The 20,698-nt window shown below is 72.2% G+C and carries 16 protein-coding genes and 4 pseudogenes; 5 read left to right on the top strand and 15 right to left on the bottom strand.

The annotated features are described in order from the left end of the window. The 3 genes and pseudogenes from ABZ939_RS35265 to ABZ939_RS35255 all read right to left on the bottom strand — a co-directional run. A pseudogene (locus ABZ939_RS35265) lies at window positions 1–103 on the bottom strand (glyoxalase); the annotation flags it as partial. A 110-nt stretch (window positions 104–213) separates the two neighbouring features. Continuing rightward, window positions 214–993, bottom strand: a complete 780-nt coding sequence (locus ABZ939_RS35260) for a maleylpyruvate isomerase family mycothiol-dependent enzyme (protein WP_361864407.1) — start codon at window positions 991–993, stop codon at window positions 214–216. Continuing rightward, window positions 990–1,901: a LysR family transcriptional regulator gene (locus ABZ939_RS35255; RefSeq protein WP_361864405.1), complete on the bottom strand. Its 912-nt coding sequence runs from the start codon at window positions 1,899–1,901 to the stop codon at window positions 990–992. The genes ABZ939_RS35260 and ABZ939_RS35255 overlap by 4 nt, the downstream gene beginning before the upstream one ends. 116 nt (window positions 1,902–2,017) lie before the next feature. Here ABZ939_RS35255 and ABZ939_RS35250 point away from each other — a divergent pair. Together ABZ939_RS35250 and ABZ939_RS35245 are read left to right on the top strand one after the other, a co-directional pair. Beyond that, a pseudogene (locus ABZ939_RS35250) lies at window positions 2,018–2,572 on the top strand (DUF6817 domain-containing protein); the annotation flags it as partial. Then, entirely contained in the window at window positions 2,564–3,493 is a 930-nt protein-coding gene (locus tag ABZ939_RS35245; RefSeq protein ID WP_361864413.1) for a 2-dehydropantoate 2-reductase, read from the top strand. The pseudogene ABZ939_RS35250 and the gene ABZ939_RS35245, both read left to right, overlap by 9 nt. A 70-nt stretch (window positions 3,494–3,563) precedes the next feature. On the opposite strand, the gene ABZ939_RS35240 is transcribed toward ABZ939_RS35245, so the two are convergent. The 9 genes and pseudogenes from ABZ939_RS35240 to ABZ939_RS35200 form a co-directional block, all read right to left on the bottom strand. Further along, the gene (locus ABZ939_RS35240; protein WP_361864403.1) at window positions 3,564–4,415 is read right to left on the bottom strand and encodes a PaaX family transcriptional regulator C-terminal domain-containing protein; all 852 of its coding nucleotides are present in this window, start codon (window positions 4,413–4,415) and stop codon (window positions 3,564–3,566) included. Window positions 4,416–4,482: 67 nt separating this feature from the next. Next, complete coding sequence (locus tag ABZ939_RS35235) at window positions 4,483–5,274, bottom strand: Asp/Glu racemase (RefSeq protein WP_361864402.1); 792 nt, start codon at window positions 5,272–5,274, stop codon at window positions 4,483–4,485. Between the two features lie 9 nt (window positions 5,275–5,283). Next, complete coding sequence (locus ABZ939_RS35230) at window positions 5,284–6,195, bottom strand: fumarylacetoacetate hydrolase family protein (RefSeq protein ID WP_361864400.1); 912 nt, start codon at window positions 6,193–6,195, stop codon at window positions 5,284–5,286. Window positions 6,196–6,221: 26 nt separating this feature from the next. Continuing rightward, the gene (locus tag ABZ939_RS35225; protein ID WP_361864398.1) at window positions 6,222–7,334 is read right to left on the bottom strand and encodes a cupin domain-containing protein; all 1,113 of its coding nucleotides are present in this window, start codon (window positions 7,332–7,334) and stop codon (window positions 6,222–6,224) included. Beyond that, the gene (locus ABZ939_RS35220; protein ID WP_361864396.1) at window positions 7,331–8,371 is read right to left on the bottom strand and encodes a carbon-nitrogen hydrolase family protein; all 1,041 of its coding nucleotides are present in this window, start codon (window positions 8,369–8,371) and stop codon (window positions 7,331–7,333) included. Before ABZ939_RS35220 ends, ABZ939_RS35225 begins: the two co-directional genes overlap by 4 nt. A 12-nt stretch (window positions 8,372–8,383) precedes the next feature. After that, window positions 8,384–10,783 (bottom strand): bifunctional salicylyl-CoA 5-hydroxylase/oxidoreductase, encoded by a 2,400-nt coding sequence (locus ABZ939_RS35215; RefSeq protein WP_361864394.1) that lies wholly within the window; start codon window positions 10,781–10,783, stop codon window positions 8,384–8,386. After that, window positions 10,774–11,151, bottom strand: a pseudogene (locus ABZ939_RS35210) (thioesterase family protein); the annotation flags it as partial. The pseudogene ABZ939_RS35210 and the gene ABZ939_RS35215, both read right to left, overlap by 10 nt. Window positions 11,152–11,229: 78 nt before the next feature. Next, window positions 11,230–12,832 (bottom strand): annotated as a pseudogene (locus ABZ939_RS35205) (benzoate-CoA ligase family protein); the annotation flags it as partial. A gap of 101 nt (window positions 12,833–12,933) precedes the next feature. Continuing rightward, window positions 12,934–13,434 carry an ATP-binding protein gene (locus ABZ939_RS35200; protein ID WP_361864392.1) on the bottom strand — a complete coding sequence of 167 codons (501 nt, stop codon included), beginning with the start codon at window positions 13,432–13,434 and terminating at the stop codon, window positions 12,934–12,936. Window positions 13,435–13,652: 218 nt separating this feature from the next. Between ABZ939_RS35200 and ABZ939_RS35195 the strand changes: the two genes are divergently transcribed. Both ABZ939_RS35195 and ABZ939_RS35190 read left to right on the top strand, forming a co-directional pair. Then, window positions 13,653–14,594, top strand: a complete 942-nt coding sequence (locus ABZ939_RS35195; protein WP_361864390.1) for an alpha/beta hydrolase — start codon at window positions 13,653–13,655, stop codon at window positions 14,592–14,594. 6 nt (window positions 14,595–14,600) lie between these two features. Further along, complete coding sequence (locus ABZ939_RS35190) at window positions 14,601–15,320, top strand: phosphatase PAP2 family protein (RefSeq protein WP_361864388.1); 720 nt, start codon at window positions 14,601–14,603, stop codon at window positions 15,318–15,320. Between the two features lie 152 nt (window positions 15,321–15,472). Here ABZ939_RS35190 and ABZ939_RS35185 read toward each other — a convergent pair whose 3' ends face one another. From ABZ939_RS35185 to ABZ939_RS35175, 3 genes are all read right to left on the bottom strand, one after another. Continuing rightward, window positions 15,473–16,480, bottom strand: a complete 1,008-nt coding sequence (locus tag ABZ939_RS35185) for a LacI family DNA-binding transcriptional regulator (protein WP_361864386.1) — start codon at window positions 16,478–16,480, stop codon at window positions 15,473–15,475. 147 nt (window positions 16,481–16,627) lie between these two features. Then, window positions 16,628–18,163, bottom strand: coding sequence for a carboxylesterase family protein (locus tag ABZ939_RS35180; protein ID WP_361864384.1), 1,536 nt, complete (start codon window positions 18,161–18,163; stop codon window positions 16,628–16,630). A 103-nt stretch (window positions 18,164–18,266) separates the two neighbouring features. Then, window positions 18,267–18,866 carry a phosphatase PAP2 family protein gene (locus ABZ939_RS35175; RefSeq protein WP_361864382.1) on the bottom strand — a complete coding sequence of 200 codons (600 nt, stop codon included), beginning with the start codon at window positions 18,864–18,866 and terminating at the stop codon, window positions 18,267–18,269. A 582-nt stretch (window positions 18,867–19,448) separates the two neighbouring features. Here ABZ939_RS35175 and ABZ939_RS35170 point away from each other — a divergent pair. Beyond that, window positions 19,449–20,693, top strand: a complete 1,245-nt coding sequence (locus ABZ939_RS35170; RefSeq protein WP_361864380.1) for an MFS transporter — start codon at window positions 19,449–19,451, stop codon at window positions 20,691–20,693. Window positions 20,694–20,698 lie beyond the last annotated feature (5 nt).

Genomic DNA, 20,698 nt, shown 5'->3' with positions numbered 1-20,698 from the left:
CTCCGAAGGCGGTGTAGAAGCGGCGGGCGGCCTCGGGGTCGGCCACCTCGAGGGTGACGGACGCGAGGGACGTGTTGGATGCGGTGGAAGCGGTGGTTGCCATGACCACCACGCTAGGGGCTGGTCGGCCACCGGGGCTTCTCGATTCCTGACCGGTCTCGCCACTTGCTTCGACACACACCCCCGGGCCCCGCCCACTACCGTCATCGCGCGTCATCGAGCGCCTGGTCGGTCTCCGTGGCCGGAGGTCCGGCCCCAGCCGGGAGTCGGGGGCAGCGGCCACGGGCCGGGCGGCTCGGGGACGGGGCCGTCGGCGACGAGGGAGGCGGCGGGCAGGCGCCCGCTGAGCCAGCCGAGCAGGACATGACCGGGCGCGCGGATCGTGGGGCCGGTCGGGGAGAGAGTCCAGGAGCGGTCGATGTCGACGGCCTCGACGCGGGCGACGGGGAAGCCGCGCGCGGCGACCGTGGCCACGGTGTCGTTCAGGGCCCAAGTGACGTACGGCGTCGGCCAGTTGGACGTGGTGTAGCCGACGTTCAGGTCGACGTGGTGAGTCTCCAGCTCACGCCAGCAGCGGTAGAGCGTGTACCAGGCCGGATGGCGCCAGCCCGCCAGGGCGGTGACCAACGTGTCCCATGCTCCGGCGTCCATCGACGTGGCCTCCGCGACCACTCGGTCCAGGGACGAGCGCACATCGGCGAGGAGTTGGGTGGCGGGACGGGCGGCACCGTCGTCGACCGCCTGGGCGAGCGCCGCGGCGCCGGCCCTCGGGGAGGGCTCGGCGCCGGTACGCGCGACGGTCAGCAACCAGACGTAGGCGTCCGCGCCGCGGGCCACATGGGAGACGACGTGGCCCCGGGTCCATGTCGGCAGCGCGGAGGCGGCACGCATGTCCGCGTCCGTCAGGGCGGTGAGAGCGGAGAAGAACCGGGCGCCGGAGCTGACGATCTCGGCGATCGTGGTGGGCAGGTCCGGGCGGGGACGGTCGCTCATGACGCCGAGCCCCGACCGTCGGGCGCGGTGCAGTGATGGGCCACGGCGTCGGCGAAGGCCCGCGCCAGGGGCGAGAGGGAGTCCCAGCGACGTACCGCCCAACCCGCGGTGAGGACCGGCAGGGCGGGGATCGGGACCAGGCGCAGGTCCGGGTGCCCGCCGCCCCACCGGCCGGGGAGAGCGGGGACGACGGCGTGGCCGAGACCGAGTTCGGCCAGGAGTATCGCGGTGTCCCAGTCGGCGACGCCGGTGTCGAAGACCGGCCGGATCCCCGATGCCGTCAGCCAGGCGTCGAGATGGGAGCGGGAGGTCGAGCCCTCGGGGAGGCCGATCAGTCGCGCACCCTCGAGGTCGTCGGGTTCGATCCGTGTACGGGTCGCCAGAGGGTCGTCGGCCCGGACGGCCAGCACCCAGGGGAGCTCGACGACGGGGCGTTGTTCGATGCCTCGGACCGGCGTGCCCAGGGTGATCCAGGCGAGGTCGAGGCCGCCGACGGCCAGGGCATCGAAGCAGCCGCGGCTGGAGTTCTCGGTCTGGAACTCCAGGCTCACCCGGGGAAAGCGCTGCCGGAAGTCCACCACGGCCGCGGACATGAAGTGCCGGACGGTGGTGGCACCGGTGGTGATCCGGACCGAGCCTCCGTCACCCCGCACGAGCTCCTCGATCTGGCGCAGGGCATGGTCGATGCCACTGAGGCCGTCGGTGACCGCCGCGCGCAGCAGGTGCCCGGCCTGCGTGGGCGCGACGCCGCGGGAGTGCCGCTCCAGCAGGCTGAGTCCGATCTCGCGCTCGAGCCGCTTCACATGCTGGCTCACGGCCGACTGCGTACAGGACAGGTCGCGGGCCACGGCGCTCAGCGAGCCGGCCTGGCACACCGCGGCGAAGACACGGAGATCATCAAGAGTCACGGGACCCAAGGTAAACCTTGATGCCTGCGAAGCAAACCCTAGGATTGACTTGGGTGTTGGGCCATTTGATGATCACTGCAGGTCGCGCCGACCACACGCAGAGAGGACCACCTGCCTTGTCCGCATCACCCCATGCCGTCGCTCATGCCGTCACCCGCGCCGTCGCGCTCCTCCGCGAGCTCGGCGCCGAGGACCTCGACCACCCGGGCGGAACGCTCCTCGCCCATCTGACACGCGTACGGGAACGGCTCGCCGCATGGGGCGCCCGTCCCGCTCTACAACTCGCGGGCCTGTGCCACGCGTTCTACGGAACCGACGGCTTTGCCACGGCACTCCTGCCACTGGACCGCCGAAGTGAACTGGCCGCGGTGATCGGAGCCGAGGCCGAAGAACTCGTGTACGCCTACGCGAGCTGCGACCGGGACGCGTCCTATCCCTGCCTGGCCCTGGCCGATGCCACATTCCGCGACCGGTTCACCGGCCGTGTCTTCGCCCCCGGCCACGAGCTCAGACGGGACTTCGCCGAACTGACCGCAGCCAACGAACTGGACATCGCCCACGTCGACCCCGGCTTCCGCCTGGAGTGGGGCCCCGAACTCCTCACCCTGTTCACCCGCTTCAGACCACTGCTGACCGAATCCGCCTGGAAGGAATGCCGCGACGTGCTCGCATCCTCCCCGCCGGCCACGGAGACCTCCGCCCGCGCCTGGACCGTGGCCGTCCTCGGGCCGGGAGGCGTCGGCGGTCTGCTGGCCGCGCTGCTGTCCCGAGCCGGACACCGGGTGATCTGCCTGGCGGGCGAGGCGACGGCACACTGGCTGCGGCGGGACGGCCTCCGTGTGCGCAGCGCACAGTTCGGTGACATCGACGCTCAGGTCGAGGTGGACACCGAGCTGCGCCAACCGGTCGATCTGTGCCTGGTGACCGTCAAGCAGACAGCCCTCGATCAGGCACTGACCCGGATACCGCCCGGCCTCGTCCAGGGCGCGCTCGTGCTGCCGTTGCTCAACGGCATCGAGCACACGGCCGCGCTCCGTCGGCGCTACGGCGCGCGGCAGGTCGTCCCCGGCGCCATCCGTGTCGCATCGACCCGCGTCGCCCCGGGGCGCATCGAGCACGGCAGCCCGTTCACCGAGATCGATCTCGCCGGGCCGGCGGACCGCCTCGCCCCGCTCGAGGCGATGCTCAGGGACGCCGGCGTGCGCGTCCGCGTGAGCGAGGACGAGAGCGCCGTCCTCTGGCCCAAGTTGGCCTTCCTCGCTCCCTTCGCGCTGCTCACCACCCGCTACGGACTGACCATCGGCGACGTACGGACCCGGCACCGTGAGGAGCTGGTGGCTCTCGTCGAGGAGGCCGCAGCCGTCAGCTCCGCCGGCGGAGCACCGGCCGACCCCGCCGCAGTCCTGACGATGTACGACGCGTTTCCGCCGGGCAGCAAGTCCTCGATGCAGCGGGACGCCGAGGCCGGCCGCCCCCTGGAACTGGATGCGATCGTCGGGGCGCTGTTGCGCGCGGCCGCACGGCACGCGGTCGCCGTGCCGGTCACGGCACGGCTGGTGGATGAGCTCACGGAGCAATCCGTCCGGCGATGACGTTCGCTCACGGGCCGTCGACGCCCTGGCCGGGCCGCTCGGCGTGCGAGCGGATGCCGGCCGGTGGTCGTCAGCGGGCCGGGTCCGGCTCTTCGAGGCCCGTCACGCGGGCCACGTGGTGCATGCTCGGTTCGGCGAGGACGGTGTGGAGCTGCTGGAACAGCCGGCGGGCTGGTACCGCGTTCCAGTCGGGCGGCAGCAGCTCGGTGGGCAGGCCGGGGTCGAGGTACGGCAGGCGGCGCCACTGGGTGAGCATCGGGACGTAGTGGCGGAACGCCTCGGCGTCCGCGAGGCCGCCCTGCCCCGTCGACCGCCCGGTCAGTTCCTCGGCGACCGGCTCGTAGGTGTCGGTGAACTCCGCGTACTGCTTCTGGATGGCCGGGAAGTCCCACCAGGAGCTGACCGTGTCGGACAGCTCTCTGAAGGCGGCGTAGTCCGCGGCGAACAGGTGGACGTACGAGCTGAGCCCGAGCCGCTCCAGCATGGCGCGGGAGTCGTCGAGCAGCCGCCCGGGCGCCAGCCACACACCCGGCGCGATGTTGCCGAAGCCGAGCCACGTCAGGCGGGTACGCAGTTGGTAGCGGTACGAGCGCTCCGACTCGGGCACCGAGAAGACCGCCATGGCCCAGCCGTCCGCCAGGTCCGCGGGCTCCAGACTGCCGAAGATGCGCCGGTCGCCCTCGTCGAAGACCGGAAGGACGGCCGGGCTGAGCCGGTAGCCGGTGGCACCCCGCCGCTCGGGTTCCAGGACGCCCTTCTTCTTGAGCCGGGACATCGCCGAGCGCACCGCCGGTCCGTCGACGTCGAGTTCGGACATCAGGGTGATCAGGTCGGCGATGGAGACCCAGCCGCCGAGGCGGCGCAGGAACGCTCCGTAGACCGTGTTGATCAACGAGCTGGGCCTGAGGGGGGTGTCCGACATGATCGCCTTCCGTTGTGCGCGGTCGCGATCATATCCATCCCTCCCCAGGCCCCTCCGGACTCTCGGGCTATCGGACCGCGGGCGGCTCCCCGTGGGCGAAAGCGCCCGAGAGCAGGTGGCCGGCGCCCGGTGCCACGGCCGGCAGGTCCAGGGCGCGCAGCATCTGGTGGGCCGTGCACACCGCGGCGGAGACCACCGGCTTGCCGAGGAGCTGCTCGGCCTCCTCCAGTGCGCCGAGGGAGGGCATCTGCACACAGGCGGAGAGCACGACGGCGTCCGCGTCGGAATGGTCGAGGGCGCGGGCGAGACCGGGGAGCCTCGCCGGGTCGTGCGCGGCGACGTCGAGGTTGTCGGGGATCTCCAGCGCCGTGTAGTCGAGGACCTCGATGCCCTCGTGGGTGAGGTAGTCCACGACCGTCTTCGTCAGGGGCCGCATGTAGGGGGCGATCAGGGCGATCTTCTTGGCGCCGAGGGTGTTCAGGCCGTGGACCAGGGCGCCCGCGCTGGTGACGACCGGGGCGGGGGCGCCGTTCTCGGCCGTCCGGGTGTGCAGGCGTTCCTCGGAGGTGCGGTGGTAGCCGAGCCCCATGCTCATGATGGCGACGAGGCAGGCGTAGCCGAGGACGTCGACGCGGGCGTCGGAGAGCTCCACGGCGCACCGGTCGGAGTCGGCGTCCATGGCCTTGAGCTGTTCGGGAGTCACATGGGTCATGCGCATGCGGCTGGAGTGAAAGGTGAAGCGCTCGGGCGCGATGGATTCCCGGGCCCGCAGGATCGCCGGGATCTCGGTCTCCATGGTGACGTTGGAGCTCGGGACGATCTGGCCGATGCGGTAGGTGGGGTGAGCGGGGTGGGTCATGATCGCTCCTCAGCGGGCGTCGACGACGGGATTGGTCAGCGTGCCGATGCGCTCGACGGTGGCCTCGACGGTGTCGCCGGGGGTCAGGAACTCCGGCGGGACCATGCCCGCGCCGACGCCGGACGGGGACCCGGTGGCGATGACGTCTCCCGGTTCCAGGGTCATGCCGGAGCTGATGTCGGCGATGAGCGCGGCGATGGGGAAGAGCATGTGCCGGGTGTTGGACTTCTGCTTGGTCACGCCGTTGACGCGCAGCGAGAGGTCCAGGTCCATCGGGTCCGGGATCTCGTCGGCGGTGACGACGGCCGGACCGAACGGCGCGTACGAGTCCTGACCCTTGGAGAAGAACCATTGGCCGGAGCGGCGCTGGTCGCGGGCGCTGATGTCGTTGACGATGCTGTAGCCGAAGATGTGCTCGTACGCCTCCTCCTCGCTGACACGGAAGGCGGTCCGGCCGATGACCACGGCGAGTTCGCACTCCCAGTCGAGCTGGGTGGTCAGGTCGGCATTGTGCAGGATCGGCTGACCGGGGCCGGTGACGGCGGTGGCGGGCTTGCTGAAGAGCACGGGGCGGGGCGGCAGGTCCTTGTCGGTGTCCAGGCTGCGGCTCGACTCCTCGACGTGTTCGACGTAGTTGAGCCCGACGCCGATGATCTTGCCAGGTCGCAGCGGGGCCTTCAGGGCGACCGCGTCGAGCCGGTGGGCCGCCTGGTCGGACGCTCCCGCGCACGCGGTGATCAGTTCGTGCGCCGCGACCCGGGCGGCCGGGCCGGCCTGGATGAAGGAGAGCAGGTCGGTGGGGAGGTCGACTCCGGCCCGCTCGGCCAGTGTCGTGAGGTCGAGGACGTGGTCCCCGACCTGGGCGCCGAGCCGGTCGTCGGCGCCGGTGGTGTCGTCGAGGGTGAAGGTCACCAGTCGCATGGGGGTTCCTTGGGGGTTCGAAGGGGTCAAGAGGTGGGCTGGTGGCCGCCGTTGTCGGCGTAGGCCTCTTCGCGGTGGAAGCCGAGCGAGCGCATGACCGGGAAGTCGTTGAAGGAGAACAGGCAGGCGTCCTCGGACTCGTCGAGGTTCGTGTGCTCGTGCCAGGCCCAGGACGGTACGCAGAAGATGTCGCCCTCCTGCCAGTCGTAGCGCTTCCCCGCGATGACCGAGAAGCCCCGCCCCTTGGCGACGGTGTAGATGACCGAGCCGGTGTGGCGGTGGGCCCGGGTCGCCTGGCCGGGGCGGAGGAGCTGCATGTGGGCGCCCATGGTCGGCATGACGGAACCGCCGGTGACCGGGTTGGTGTACTCCGCGATCACGCCGTCGTACGGGGATCCCTCGCCGGCCTTGGCGAGGTTGAGCAGGGCCTCGTACGTGGGCTCCCAGGGGTAGGCCAGTAGGGGCGAGTACGGGCGGGTCCACCGCTCCACCCCGTACGGGAGCAGGTTCGCGCCGTAGGTGAGGACGGAGGAGTTGATGACCTTTCCGGGGGTCTGGTACAGGTCGGGGTGGACCTCGTAGAAGCCCGCGTCCAGGGCGTTGACGAGCGGGATGTCCAGTCCGTCCTGCCAGATGACGGGCCCGTCCTCGGCGTCGTTGCCGTGCTCGTGCCAGGTGCCGTTCGGGGTGATGGCGAAGTCGCGCGGGCCGACCCTGAGCTTCTGGCCGTCCACGATCGTCCAGGCGCCGGTGCCCTCGTGGACGAAGCGCAGGGCCGCCGCCTGGTGGCGGTGCGCCGTCATGGCCTCGCCGGGGCCCATGATCTGCAGGCCCGTGTAGAGCAGTCCGGCGGCCGCGCTGACGTCCCTGCGGCCGGGGTTGACGAGCATCACCACACGCCGGCCCGCGTCGTCGGCCTTGACCAGGTCGAGCGCCTTACGGACCAGGGGGCGCAGCTCAGCGTAACGCCAGAGCACGGGGACGGACTTGGGCTGCGGGTACCAGGGCTCGATGTCATTGGCGACGGTCCACAGGGCCCCGGCTTCGAGGGCCTCCAACTCGCCGTAGTACGCGGTGAGTTCGGGTGTGTCGGTCACGCGGGCGCGGCCCAGCATGGTGTCGTCCTGCTCGGGGGTCATGCGTCCTCCTCGGGGATGGGGGCCTGGATGGGGAGCTGCGTCGTGAGTTCGGGAGCGGTGAAGGTCACAGGGGTGCGGGGGCGGTTGTCGACCTCGAGCCGGAAGATGTCGAAGCGGTTGTAGTGGCCGACGATGTCGTGCATCTGCTTGGGCTGGACGCACTTGGCGAGGTCGATGTCGGCGTAGACGATGCCCTCGTCGTCGACGAGCGGTTCGGTGACCGGGCGCCCGTCGGGGCCGAAGATGCCGGACAGGGCGCTGCGCGGCCTGGTGAAGCGCTCGCGCAGTTCCTCGTCGTCCCCGGCGAGGGCGTCGACGATCTCCGGAGAGATGGTGGAGCAGGCCACGATCGAGAACACCTTGCCCTCGAAGCTGTGCGCGGCGGTGCGCACCGCGATCGCGTCCGCCATGTCGTAGTCGGCGGGTGCCACGGGCAGGGCGATGTAGCAGGAGGCGTGGACCAGTTCGCCCTGGGCGAGCAGGGTGAACCGGGCCAGGGTGTTGGTGTTCTCGCCGCAGGCGAGGGCGCCGAGCGGGCCGACGGGGGTGCGGTGCACCCGCAGGGAGCTGCCGTCGCCGCCGGTCCAGGTCAGCTTCTCCGCCCAGGTGGGCACCAGTTTGCGGTGGACGCCGAGGAGTTCGCCGTCGGGTCCGATGGTGAGCAGGGTGTTGTAGAGGACGCCGAGGCTGTGCGGGGCGCGTTCGTTGACGCCGATGACGAGGACGACGCCGTGCTGGCGGGCCGCGGCGCGCAAGGTGTCGACGTGCGGCCCCGGGATGTCGATCGAGGCGCGCTGCAGGCGCTCGAACCAGGGCGAGCCCTCGACCGGGTTCATCGTCCAGTTCCAGTACGGGTAGCCGGGGACGAACACCTCGGGGAAGACGACCAGCCGGGCGCCGTTCCCGGCGGCCTCCGCGATCAGGGCGACGGCCTTGTCGACGGTGGCCACGGGGTCGAGGTAGACGGGTGCGGCCTGGACTGCGGCCGCGGTGAAGCGGGGCAGATCGCCGTTCTCGGGTGGTGGGGTCTGGTGCATGAGGTCTCCGGTTCAGTGGGCCGTCGCGGCTGCCGGGCGCGGCTGCCAGCGCCGGTGCACGGGCATGACGGGTGCGCGCAGCAGTTCCAGGCGCGGCGGGATGCGGTCGGTCCTGGCACCGGGCGGCCGGCCGCTGCCCGCCTTCCAGGACGGCGCCCAGGGCGCGGCCGGCCCGTGGTAGCCCTGGGCCGCGGCGGCGTGCAGGGTCCACAGCGGATCGTGCAGCTGGGCCCGGCCCACGGCGCAGAGGTCGGCCCGGCCGGCCAGGATGATCGAGTTCACGTCGTCGTACGTGGAGATCGCGCCGACCGCGATGACGGGGATGCCGGTGGCGTTGCGGACGAGATCGGCGTACGGGGTCTGGTAGCTGCGCCCGTAGCGAGGCCGCTGGTGGGCGACGACCTCGCCGGTGGACACGTCCACCGCGTCCGCGCCCGCCTCGGCGAGAGCCCGGGCGATCGCCACCGCCTCGGTCTCGCTGGTGCCGCCCTCGGCCCAGTCGGTGGCGGAGATCCGTACGATCAGCGCCTTGCCGGCCGGCCACACCGCCCGTACCGCGCGCAGCACCTCCAGGGGGAAGCGCAGCCGGCCGGTCAGCTCGCCGCCGTAGGAGTCCGTGCGCCGATTGGTGAGCGGGGAGAGGAACCCGGACATCAGGTGGCCGTGGCCGTACTGGAGTTCCAGGGCGTCGAAGCCCGCGCGGTGGGCCCGTTCGGCGGCCCGCACGAAGTCGCGGCGTATCCGGTCCAGGTCGGAGCGGCTCGCCTCGCGCGGGACCGTGCTGTGCTCGTCCCAGGCGAGGGGCGAGGCGGCGAGCAGCGGCCAGGCGGCGTCGCCGGTGAGTGGCGGCGACGTACCGTCCGGGCGTGCGGTGTGGGTGGCTGCCCGGCGGCCGGCGTGGGTCAGCTGGATACCCAGGCAGGTGTCCGACTGGCCGCGCACCACGTCGGTGATCCGCCGCCAGGCGGCTTCCTGCTCGTCGGTGTACAGGCCGGGGCAGCCGGGGGTGGCCCGGCCGTCGGCGCTGACGGCGGTCATCCCGGCGAGTACCAGACCGGCGCCGCCCAGGGCCTGGGTGCCGAGGTGGACCAGGTCGAAGTCCCCGGGGACCCCGTCCTTCGCCGTGTAGAGGGCCAACGGCGGTACGACGACCCGGTTGCGCAGCCGCAGCCCGCCCAGCCGGAAGGGGCGGAACATTGGCGGCACGCCCGCCGTGCCGCCGGCGGCGGGGTCGGCCTCGTGCCGGGCCAGGACGGCCGCGGTGAAGCGTTCGTCGCGCACCCGCAGGTTGTCGTAGGTGACCCGGCGGCTGCGGGTCAGCAGGTTGAAGGCGAACTGGTGCGGCTCCTGGCCGGTGTAGCGGCCGACGTTCTCGAACCATTCGAGGCTGGCCTGGGCCGCGCGCTGGGTGGACTCCACCACCGGCTTGCGCTCGCTCTCGTACGCCGCCAGCGCGCCGGGCACGTCCGGGTTCTCGTGCAGGCATGCCGCCAGCGCGAGGGCGTCCTCCATCGCGAGCTTGGTGCCGGAGCCGATGGAGAAGTGCGCGGTGTGGGCCGCGTCCCCGAGCAGCACCGTGTTGCCGTGCCGCCAGCTGCGGTTGCGGACGGTGGTGAAACGGATCCAGCGGGAGTTGTTGGGGATCAGCCGGTGGCCGTCGAGGTGCTCGGCGAGCAGCTCCTCGCAGCGCCGGATGCTCTCCTCGTCGCTCGCCCCCGGCGGCAGCTCGCCGGCGGCGGTGGACTCGTCGAACCGGGTCGCCGACTCCTCGAACCCCGCGCGCCGCCACGCCTCCTCGTCCATCTCCACGATGAAGGTGGAGCGGGTGGCGTCGAAGGGGTAGGCGTGCACCTGGACCGTACCGAAGTCGTGCTCGGAGACGATGAAGGTGAAAGCCTCCAGGACCTTGTCGGTGGCCAGCCACATGTAGCGGCAGTGCCGCTCGTCGAGGTCCGGGCCGAAGCTGTCGGCGTGCGCGGCGCGGGTGGCCGACCGTACGCCGTCCGCGGCCACCACCAGGTCGTAGGAGGCGGCGAGTTCGGCGGCCGGCGGGGCCTGGGTGCGGTAGCGGACGTCCACACCGAGAGCGGCGCAGCGCTCCTGCAGGATCTGCAGCAGCCGCTTGCGGCCGATGGCGGCGAAGCCGTGCCCGCCGGAGGTGAGAACGCGGCCCTTGTGGTGGACGTCGATGTCGGTCCAGCGGGCGAACTCCGCCGACATCGCGGCGAAGACCACGGGGTCGGCCTGAGCGATCCCGTCGAGCGTCTCGTCGGAGAAGACCACGCCGAACCCGAAGGTGTCGTCCGGTGCGTTGCGTTCCCACACCGTGACCTCGCGGCCGGGGGAGAGCTGCTTGGCCAGGGCGGCGAAGTACAGTCCGCCGGGACCGCCTCCGATGACTGCTACGCGCACGGCGTACCTCCTGCGGGTTCGAGGGTGAGGAGCTCCGCGGCCTGCGGGCCGGCCGTGCGCAGGACCTCGCGCACGTCGTCGGGCCACGGCTCGGATCCGGTGGCGCGGGCGGCGGAGTGGGCGACGACCATGCGGCCCGTGGCGGCGACGGACTCCGACTCGCCGAAAACGGTGAAGTCGTAGTGGAGCGAGGCTCGGCCGATCCGGGTGACCCGGAGTTCGGTGCGGACCTTCTCGCCGAACCACAGCCGGGCCTTGAAGTCCGCTTCGAAGTGCACGCGAGGGGTGCTGCCGAAGAGATGGTCGAGACCCAGGCCGCGCAGCAGGGCGGCCTCGGCCGCCTCCGCCCAGCGCACGACGGTGGAGAAGTGGTAGTGGCCGGCCGCGTCCGTGTCGCACCATTCGACGCGGCGCTCCACGGCGATGCTGGTCAGCCGGCCCGCGGCCTGTCTGCGCAGTTCGGCGCGCTGCAGTTTGCCGGTGCTGGTACGCGGCAGCTCGGCGACGAATTCGACGGCACGCGGATACTTGTACGGCGCGATGACCGCCTTGACGTGGTCCTGGAGCGCCTTGACGGTCGTCTCGCCCGCGGTCGCGCCGGGGCGGAGGACGACGTACGCCTTGACCAGCATGCCGCGCTTGTCGTCCGGGACGCCGACGACGCCGCACTCCTCCACGTCGGGGTGGGCGGCCAGCGCCTTCTCGACCTCGGGCCCGGCGATGTTGTAGCCGGAGGAGACGATCATGTCGTCGCTGCGTGCGACGTACCAGAAGTAGCCGTCGGAGTCGCGGATGTAGGTGTCGCCGGTGAGGTTCCAGCCGCTCCGGACGTAGGTCGTCTGGCGGGGGTCGGAGAGGTAGCGGCAGCCGGTGGGTCCGGTGACGGCGAGCAGTCCGGGCTGACCGTCGGGGACGGGGTGCCCCTCGTCGTCCACCACCATGGCCCGGTAGCCGGGGACGGGCCTGCCGGTGGAACCGGGCCGGATGTCCTCGTCGGCGGCGGAGATGAACACATGGAGCATCTCGGTGGCGCCGATGCCGTCGATGATGCGCAGACCGGTGGCGGCGTGGAATTCCTCCCACACGGCCGCCGGCAGCGCCTCTCCGGCGGATACGCAGCGGCGTAGACCCGCGAGCCGGTCGACCGCTCCGGCGGCCAGGATCGCCCGGTAGGCGGTCGGCGCGGTGAACAGCACCGTGACGCCGAACTCGGCCACGAGATCGGCTAGTTGCGCTGGCGTGGCCTGGTCGATCAGCAGGGTCGAGGCCCCGACGGACAGCGGGAAGACGACGAGTCCGCCGAGTCCGAAGGTGAAGGCGAGCGGCGGGGTGCCGGCGAACACGTCGTCCTGGCGCGGTTTGAGGATGTGCCGGGAGAAGGTGTCGGCGTTGGCCAGGACGTCCCGGTGGAAGTGCAGGGTGGCCTTGGGGCGTCCGGTCGTACCGGAGGTGAAGGCGATCAGGGCGACGGTCGGCGGCGGTGGCCACGGTGGCGAACTGGCCGTCCTTGGCCGCACAGCGCGCGGCCAGGTCAGTGTCGGCCGGGCCGCCGAAGGTGAGGACGGGCAGCCCGGGAATGTGGGCGCGGTCGAGTTCGTCGACGTGTCGGTGGTCGCAGAGGGCGACCGAGGGCCGGCTGATGTCGTGCAGCTCGGTGAGTTCGCCGGCCCGCAGCAGCGGCATGGTCGTGACGGCCACGCAGCCCGCCTTGAGGACGCCGAACCAGGCGGCGACGAGCCAGGGGGTGTTGGGGCCGCGCAGCAGGACCCGGTTGCCGGGCACCAGGCCGAAGTCCTCGGTCAGCACCTGGGCGACCTGGTCGGCGCGCAGCCGCAGCTCACCGTAGGTCCAGCGGTCGTCGGGGGTCAGGAGGCAGGGTCGGTCGCCGCCCCACCGCTCGACGGCTTCGTCGAGGAGGCGGGCGGCGCAGTTGAGCCGGTCCGGGTACTGCAACTCCGGGAGGTCGAAGTGGAGTTCGGGCCAGAGGTCGAAGGGGGGAAGCCGGTCGCGGCAGAAGGTATCCGTGTGTGCGGAAGGGGAGAGCTCCATGGGGCGGCACCTCGATCTGGGGCAGCGGGGAGGATGGAGCAAGTATCTCGATAAAATGCCGAACGTCAATAAAGCTCAATAACGGATCGGGGGTCGACGCCTCAGGCGACCGGCACGCAGACCCGTACGGTCTTGCCGAACTCATGGGCTCTCACGCTCAGTTGGCCGCAAGCCTCCGCGACGAGCAGGCCGACGATCAGTAGTCCGCGCCCGCTCTCGGCGTCCGGATCGACCTCCGCGGCCGCCATGGGGGCGGCGGGAGGCGGGGTCGGGTCGCCGTCCTCGACCTCCAGGCGCAGGCGTCCGCCGCCGATGGCCACCGTGACGTGCAGTCGGTCGGTGACGGGCGCGGCATGACGCACCGCATTGCCGACCAGTTCGGTGACGGTCAGTAGCAGGGTGTCCGCGAGATCACCGGAGATGCCCCAGGCTGCGAGCACGGCGCCGACGTGGGCCCGGATCCGCGGGACGCGCGCGGCGGTGGGCCGGGAGACCCAGCGCACGAGGCGGGGGCCGGGCGTGGGGCGGGGCCCGGGCGCGGGGTCGGGGGCGCGGCCGGAGGCGGCGGCAGGGGTCGTGGGCTGGGCGGTGACGGTGAGCATGAGGGCTCCCGGGAGGGCAGCGGAACGGGGGAGGTTGCTCGTGTCATGAGCGGGTGGATGCGACAACCGACGACCTTGTGGTGGCGGGATGCATCTCGCTAGAGTTCCGTGTTACACGTGTAACAAGTTACCCACGTCGCAATGGCCGGCGCAAGCAAATTCGGGCAAAACGTTACGAATCCCCGCCGGTTCCGCCACCGCCCCGTGAAAGGGCCGCAATGACGCAATCGCTCCCGGCCGAGCTCGACATGAGCTGGCCGCCCCCTCCCTTCCAGGCTCCGGTGCCGCCCGCGGTGGCCGAGAACGGCGTACGCCGCTTCGACGGAGTCACCTACGCCACCCGGCCGGGCTTCCGGCCGCGGCTGCTGGACGTCCAGGTGCCCGCCGCGGAGGGCCCGCTTCCGGCCGTGGTCTGGATCCACGGCGGCGGCTGGATGGACGGCGACCGGCGCTATCCGCCGCCGACCGTCCCCGTCGAGCTGCTGCACGGCACGGTCCTCGCGGCCGGTCTTGCGCTGGTCTCCGTCGACTACCGGCACAGCCTCGAGGCCCCGTTCCCGGCGCAGCTGCACGATGTGAAGGCCGCGATCCGGTACGTCCGCACGTTCGCCGACGTCTTCGGCATCGATCCGGACCGGATCGCCGTCTGGGGCGAGTCCGCGGGCGGTCACCTGGCCGCGCTCGCCGGTCTGACCGGTCCGCACAGCCCGGACGCCGCCGCACTGGAGGGCGCCGAAGGAGTCGGCGAGGGCGACACCTCGGTACGGGCCGTCGTCGACTGGTACGGCGTCTCCGACCTGGTCGCCGTGCGCGAGCACCCCATGCCGCCGATGCCCCCGGGGGTGGAGTTCCCCGACCCGTACGACGCGCTGCTCGGCGGCACGGAGGAGGAGCGGCCCGCGCTGGCCCGTACGGCGAGCCCGGTGACGTACGCCGTGGCGGGCGCCGCCCTCCCGCCGTTCCTGCTGATCCACGGCACGCAGGACGGGCTGGTCCCGTACAGCCAGAGCGAGGCGCTCGACGCGGCCCTGCGGGAAGCCGGCGGCGAGTCCACGCTGCAGCCCGTGGAGGGCGCCGACCACATCTTCCTGGGCACCCCGGACGTCGCCCCGATCGTCACCGCGAGCGTCGAGTTCCTCGCCCGCCACCTGAGAGCCTGAGGCGCGATGGACGAGAACGCTGTTCCCGGGCATCGACGTCCCCCGCGTCCGACCGCCGGTGTGCTGCCGCTCGGCCTGCTGCTGACCGGGGTCACGGCCCTGCTGGCGGTGGTTGTCTACACGGACGCCGGAAACCCGCCGTTCCAGGCCCTGGACGAGCGCTGGCTGGGCTGGATGGGCGGACCGCACGAGGGCATCACCGCCGCCGTGGCCACGTTGCTCGACTGGTTCGGGGGCCCCCTGGGCGTCGTCGTGCCCCTGGGAATCCTGGTCGTCCTGCTGGTCCGCAGGCGGTGGTGGTCGGTGTGCTGTCTGCTCGTCACCTACCTCGGGGCGAGCGCGCTGGTCGTCCAGGGGCTCAAGCACCTGGTGGACCGGCCGCGTCCCGAGAACCCGCTGGTCCGGGTGGACCACGGCTCCTTCCCCTCCGGCCATGCGGCCGGGGCGGCGATGCTCGTGGTCCTCGCCGGCGCGCTGCTGGTGCCGGCGGCCCGGCGGCGGACCTGGTGGTGCGCGGGCACGCTGTTCACGCTGGCGATGATGTGGAGCCGTACCTGGCTGCACGCGCACTGGCTCAGCGACACCGTCGCGGGCGCGGCGGCCGGGGCAGGGGCGGCGCTGCTGCTGTGGCGCGCCTTCATGCCCGTACTCGCCCGGGAGGAACGCGGTTCCCCTACGGGCGACAGGGCGCCACTGGCCGAACCGTCACCCGCCGTCCGCGGCTGAGACGACGGCCCGCGCCGGCCACCGCCATGCCGCCGCCGACGGCGGCGGCGAGGCACCGGAAGGCCCCGGGAGACACGTTCTCCCGGGGCCTTCCGGTGCATGGCGGTGGCCGCCTCTCGGGGCCTCTCGTCGTCGGCCGCCACCTGTGCGCGTCAGGACGACTGTCGGTGCACCAGGATCGGTTCTATACCGCTGACCTGCGGGGACGTGCCCGTGTCGATCAGCGCGTGCAGGGCGTCCGCGATGACGGCGGCGGAGGGCAGGTCCAGGGCGACGGTGGTCAGCGCGGGCTGCTGCAGGGCCGAGAGCACGAGGTCGTCGCAGCCCACGACGGCCACGTCGTCCGGTACGTCGATGCCCTCGGCCAGCAGCGCGTGCATCAGCAGGGCGGCGTACTCGTCGTTGTACGCGAAGACGGCGTCCAGGTCGAGGCTCCGCCACCGCCGGGCCAGCGCCGTGGCGGACTCCCGGGTGTAGGCGAGGTCGAGCGGTGTCACGGTGGCCGGATGCCGGGCGGCGACCCGCTCGGCGCCGGCGAGGCGCGGCCGGGCGAGCGTGTCCAGGCCGCGCTCCTGCGGGATGACCACGCCGATCCTGGTCCGGCCCCGGGCGACGAGGTGCTCGGTGGCGACGGCGCCGATGGCGGCGTGGTCGAAGGCGATGGTGTGGACACCGGCGACGGGGTGGGAGGCGAAGGCGAGCATCCCGCGCACTCCGGCGCGCCGCAGCACCTCGGCCGCCTGTGCGGTGAACCGGTCGCCGTCGAGGGCGAGCACCGCGGCCGGCCGAAGCTCGGCCCAGGCGCGGGCCGCCTCCAGCGGGTCGGTGAACCGGCCGGCGTGCATGACGGCGGTGTAGCCGTGCCGCTCCAGCTCGCTGAGCAGGTCGTCCACCCATTCGCTCACCAGTCGGCCGACGGCCGAGACCGAGGTGGGCATCAGGACCAGGTTGCTGCGTCCGGCGCGCAGGGAGCGGGCGGCGGCGTTCGGTACGTAGCCGAGCTGGGCGGCCGCGGCCAGCACCTTGGCGCGGGTGCTCTCGCTGACCCGGTGGTTCTGGGTGTTGTTGAGCACGAAGGAGACGGTGGCGCGTGACACCCCGGCCAGGCGCGCCACGTCCGCGCTGGTGACCGATGCGGGCGCCGGTGTCTCATTGACCATGACGTGCTTCGTCGCTCTCTGTAGCCCGGTGTTTCTCCTGTTCACGTTACACGAGTTAAGGGTGAAAACACGGGTGCCCCCGGGTGCCGCACGGGCACCCGGGGGAGGGGCGTCGCCACGAGTGGGCACCGCCGTGTGCAGGCGTCGCTACGGGCGGGCCGCGTGCAGCCTGCGGGAGGGTCCGGCGAGGTCCCCGACGGCACCGGTGACGGAGTCGAACCGCATGGTCGTCCGCGTCCCCTGGTCGTACCGCTCCCAGGCCGGCAGTCCGGCGTGGTTGGGGTCGCCGTCACGGATGAACGCGATCCAGGCCCGGTGCATGGCGTGTGCCAGGCCGTCGCGGACGCGGGGGTCCAGGCCGGTGAGGAACGGGGCGTGCGACCACGCGTCGAAGTTGTCGAAGACGAAGGGGAGTTCCAGGCAGTGGGCGGCGCCGAGCCTGCCTTCGTACGCCGGGGTCGGCAGGTCGAACTGGTAGGCCCAGACAGGGCGGCCGAGGGCGGCGCGTGCCTCGGCGAGCTCCAGGCACGGGATCCGGAAGAGCTCGTCGGAGATCAGATCCATGAGCACGTCCGACGGCCGCGCGCCCGGGCGCGCACGCTCGTAGGCGGCGTACGCCTCGGCGGCGCCCTCGTCACCGAAGGTCTCCGCCAGCCTGGCCACCACCTGCTCCTTGGTGGCGGCGGCATGGGCCTCGTCGAGGGCGAAGGCGAAGTTGGCCTCCTCGCGGGTCCAGCCGATCAGGACGTCGATGTCGGCCGCGGCGCCGTGCAGCAGGGTCTGTGCGGGGTGGCGGCTGAGCGTGATGTCGTCGATGACGGGCAGGAACGGCGTGGGCCAGTACCCCCAGCGCATGGTCTTCGCGAACAGTCCGCCGCCGGCGCCGATCAGCAACTGCCAGGGAAGTGTGCGGAGTTGTTCGACGCTGTCCACCCCGGCGATGTCGAGGTAGGCGTCCGTGCGCTCCAGGTACTCGGCCGGTGACGGCAGGTGCAGGCCGAACGGCGGGCTCTGCAGGATGACGCGCCGGAAGAGTCCCCGGGCCTCGGGGTGGCCGGCGAGCGCCGCGGTCGAGACCGCCCCGCCGGACTGGCCGGCGACGGTGACGTGATCGGGATCTCCGCCGAAGCGGGCGATGTTCTCCTTCACCCAGCGCAGCGCCGCGAGCTGGTCGGTGAGCCAGAAGTTGCCGGCCGGATCGCCGTCCTTCTCGCCGGGATACAGATAACCGAGCGGTCCGATGCGGTAGTTGACGGTCACCACGACGAGGTCGCCGTCGCGGGCGAAGGTCTCTCCCGAGTAGATGGGGAGCGATCCCGAACCCGAAACGAAGCCGCCGCCGTGGATCCAGACCAGCACGGGCCGGGCGGCCCCGTCGACGGCGGGGGTCCATACGTCGAGGGTCAGGCAGTCGTCGTCGAAGGGTGGGGCGCCGTGGCCGCCGAGGACGGGGTCACCGCCCTCCATGTACATCTGAGGGGCGCTCGGGCCGTCGACGGTCGCGTCCCGCACCCCCTCCCAGCCCGGGTGCGGCCGGGCGGGCCGCCAGCGCAGGGCGCCGACCGGCGGTTCGGCGTACGGCACCGCCCGGAAGACGCGTACACCCCCTTCGATCGCCCCCTGGAGGCTGTCGCCCACAGGCAGCTCCACCCTTGCCGACTCGGGGCCTTCGGTGATGGTCATGAGCGATCCTTCCCTGCTCGCCGGTGCCGCGACGGGCCGACGGCGAGAGGCTGTGGCGTTCTTCGACGCACGTGAACATTTCCATGGAGGACGGGGGTGGTCATCACCAGAGACGGTCGGCCGCGGAGCGTTCCGCCTCCTCGCGCAGCAGGGAGGCGAAGGCCCGCCACAGCAGCAGGCCCGCCCCGACCCCGCCCAGCGCGCCGGCGGCGGTGTCGCTGAGCCATTGGGCGTGCAGCCAGGTGCGGCTCCACATCATGGCGCCGACGTAGAGGGCGGCGGCGAGCCACCACCAGCGGCGCGCCCGGGGCGGAAAGCACACGGCCCCGGCCGCGACGACGAGCGCGGCGGCCGTGAACACCTGCCCCGAGGGGTACGAGCCATCGCTCACCAGGACCCACGGATGCGGCGGGCGCGGCCGGTCGACCAGCTGCTTCAGCGGCAGCACCACCAGGATGTTCGCGGCGACCCCCGCGGCGAAGGCGAAAAGCCCCGAGCGCCACCGCCCGTACACGCACAGGCAGCCGGCGAGCGCGAGGGGCACGACCACGCCGATGGGGCCGCCGAGTCGGTCCAGGACGAGGGCGAGATCCGATGCCGCGTCGGTGCGCGAGCCGTCCATGCCCCGCTCCCAGGCGTCGTCGAGGCTCTGGAAGAAAGGCGGGCCGTCGCCGCGGAGGAGGAATCCGATGGCCGCTGCCATGGACAGCAGTCCACACCCCCAGGGCACGGCACCGCGAGGCGGCGCGGCGGGGAGGTGGTCATCGGCCACCCGGGCGGGTCTTCGGTGCCGTTGGACCGGGGTGGTTTCGCGCATGGCAGGCCTTTCGCGGCGGCGCCCGAGGGCGGGGGAGGGCGGGGAAAGGGGGGCGAGGGGTGGGCTGTTCGGGGACAGCGGGGGACGGGGCAGCGGGGGACGCCCGGGGTGCCGGGCCGGCGGCTGCGCAACGTCGGGGAGCGGGGCGGGGACGGGGGTGCCCGCACCGGATGCCGGGAAGCATGGCGCATTTCTGCCGGTCGCCACAAGGTCTGAACGATCCTGACCCGCGAAAACCGAGCACCAGATTGGTTACACGTGATCCACCTGTCCGATAACGACCTCGACCGGTCTCTGGCGGTCCAGGGGAATGGGTGCTACACAGTCCCCCAGAGCGATTGATAACACGTGTAACTCGACGTGCCGAGGCGCCGACACAGCGCCCCCTCCGCCTCCCCGGCGCTGCTTCCTCGCCCTGCTTTCTCGCGCTCTCCTCCCCACCTCCCGCTCCGCTCCAGAGGAGTCGACATGACCACGAACGACGTCATCGAGCCGCAGCCCGCCGCGGCACCGGAAGGTCCCCGCCAACGCGGCCTGCTGCTCCTGCTCCTCGTCGCCAACGCCGCCATGCTCGCGGTCTACATGGGCGTCGGCTCCGTGCTGCTGCCCACCCAGATCGCGGCCATCGCCCCGGACGACAAGGTCGCGGTCCTGGGCCTGATCGGCGGCATCAGCGCCGTCTTCGCGACCGCCTGCAACCCCATCGCGGGAGCCCTGTCCGACCGGTCCGGCCGCCGCAGCCCCTGGATCCTGGGCGGCGCCCTCGCCTCGCTCGCCGGTCTGGCCTTCCTGGGCAGCGTCGACACCGCGTTGCTCGTCGGCATCGGCTGGTGCCTGGTGCAGGCGACGATGAACGTCTACCAGGCCGCGGTCACCGCGATCGTGCCCGACCGGGTGCCCGTGGCCAAGCGCGGTACGGCCTCCGCGCTGGTCGGCCTCGGCCTGCCGATCGGCGGGACCGTCGGAGTCCTGGTGGCCTCGCAGACCGCCGAGCGGCTGCAGACCGGCTACCTCGTCTTCGGTGCGATCATCGCCGGCTCGGCGCTGCTGCTGACCTTCTTCTGCCGCGATGTTCCGCGCTCCGCCCCCGCCCAGGCCGCCCCCGCCAAGGCACAGATCGCCGCCTTCCTCTCGGCCCTGGCCAACCACGACTTCCGGTGGGCCTTCATCGGCCGCGCGCTGATGGTCCTCGGCTACTTCTCCGTCATCGGCTACCAGCTCTACATCCTCGGCGACCACATCGCGCTGCCCGCCGGGCTGACCCCGCCCGCCGCGATGGCCGTGCTCACCCCCGTGACCATGGTCGCCATGGCGGTGTCCACCGTGGTCGGCGGCCTGCTGTCCGACCGGTGGAACCGGCGCAAGGTCTTCGTCGGGGTGTCGGCCGCCCTGGCCGGGCTGGTCATGATCATCCCCGTGGTCAGCCCGACCTGGAGCGGAATGATCGCCTTCAACGCGCTCAACGGGCTGGCGTTCGGCTGCTTCATGGCCGTGGACACCGCGCTGGTCACCCTGGTCCTGCCGCGGGCCGAGGACGCCGCCCGCGACATGGGCGTGCTCAACATCGCCAACGCCGGGCCGCAGATCGTCGCCCCGTTCGTCGCCTCGGCCGTCGTCACGGCCTTCGGCGGCTACACCCCGCTGTTCCTGGTCGGGGGCGCGCTCTCGCTGATCGGGGCGCTCGCCATCCTGCCGATCCGCAGCGTCCGCTGATCACG

Source organism: Streptomyces sp. NPDC046712 (genome assembly GCF_040645695.1).
Lineage (GTDB): Bacteria > Actinomycetota > Actinomycetes > Streptomycetales > Streptomycetaceae > Streptomyces.
The sequence above is the reverse complement of the archived record's forward strand: the minus strand, read 5'-3'. Positions and strand labels throughout refer to the sequence as shown.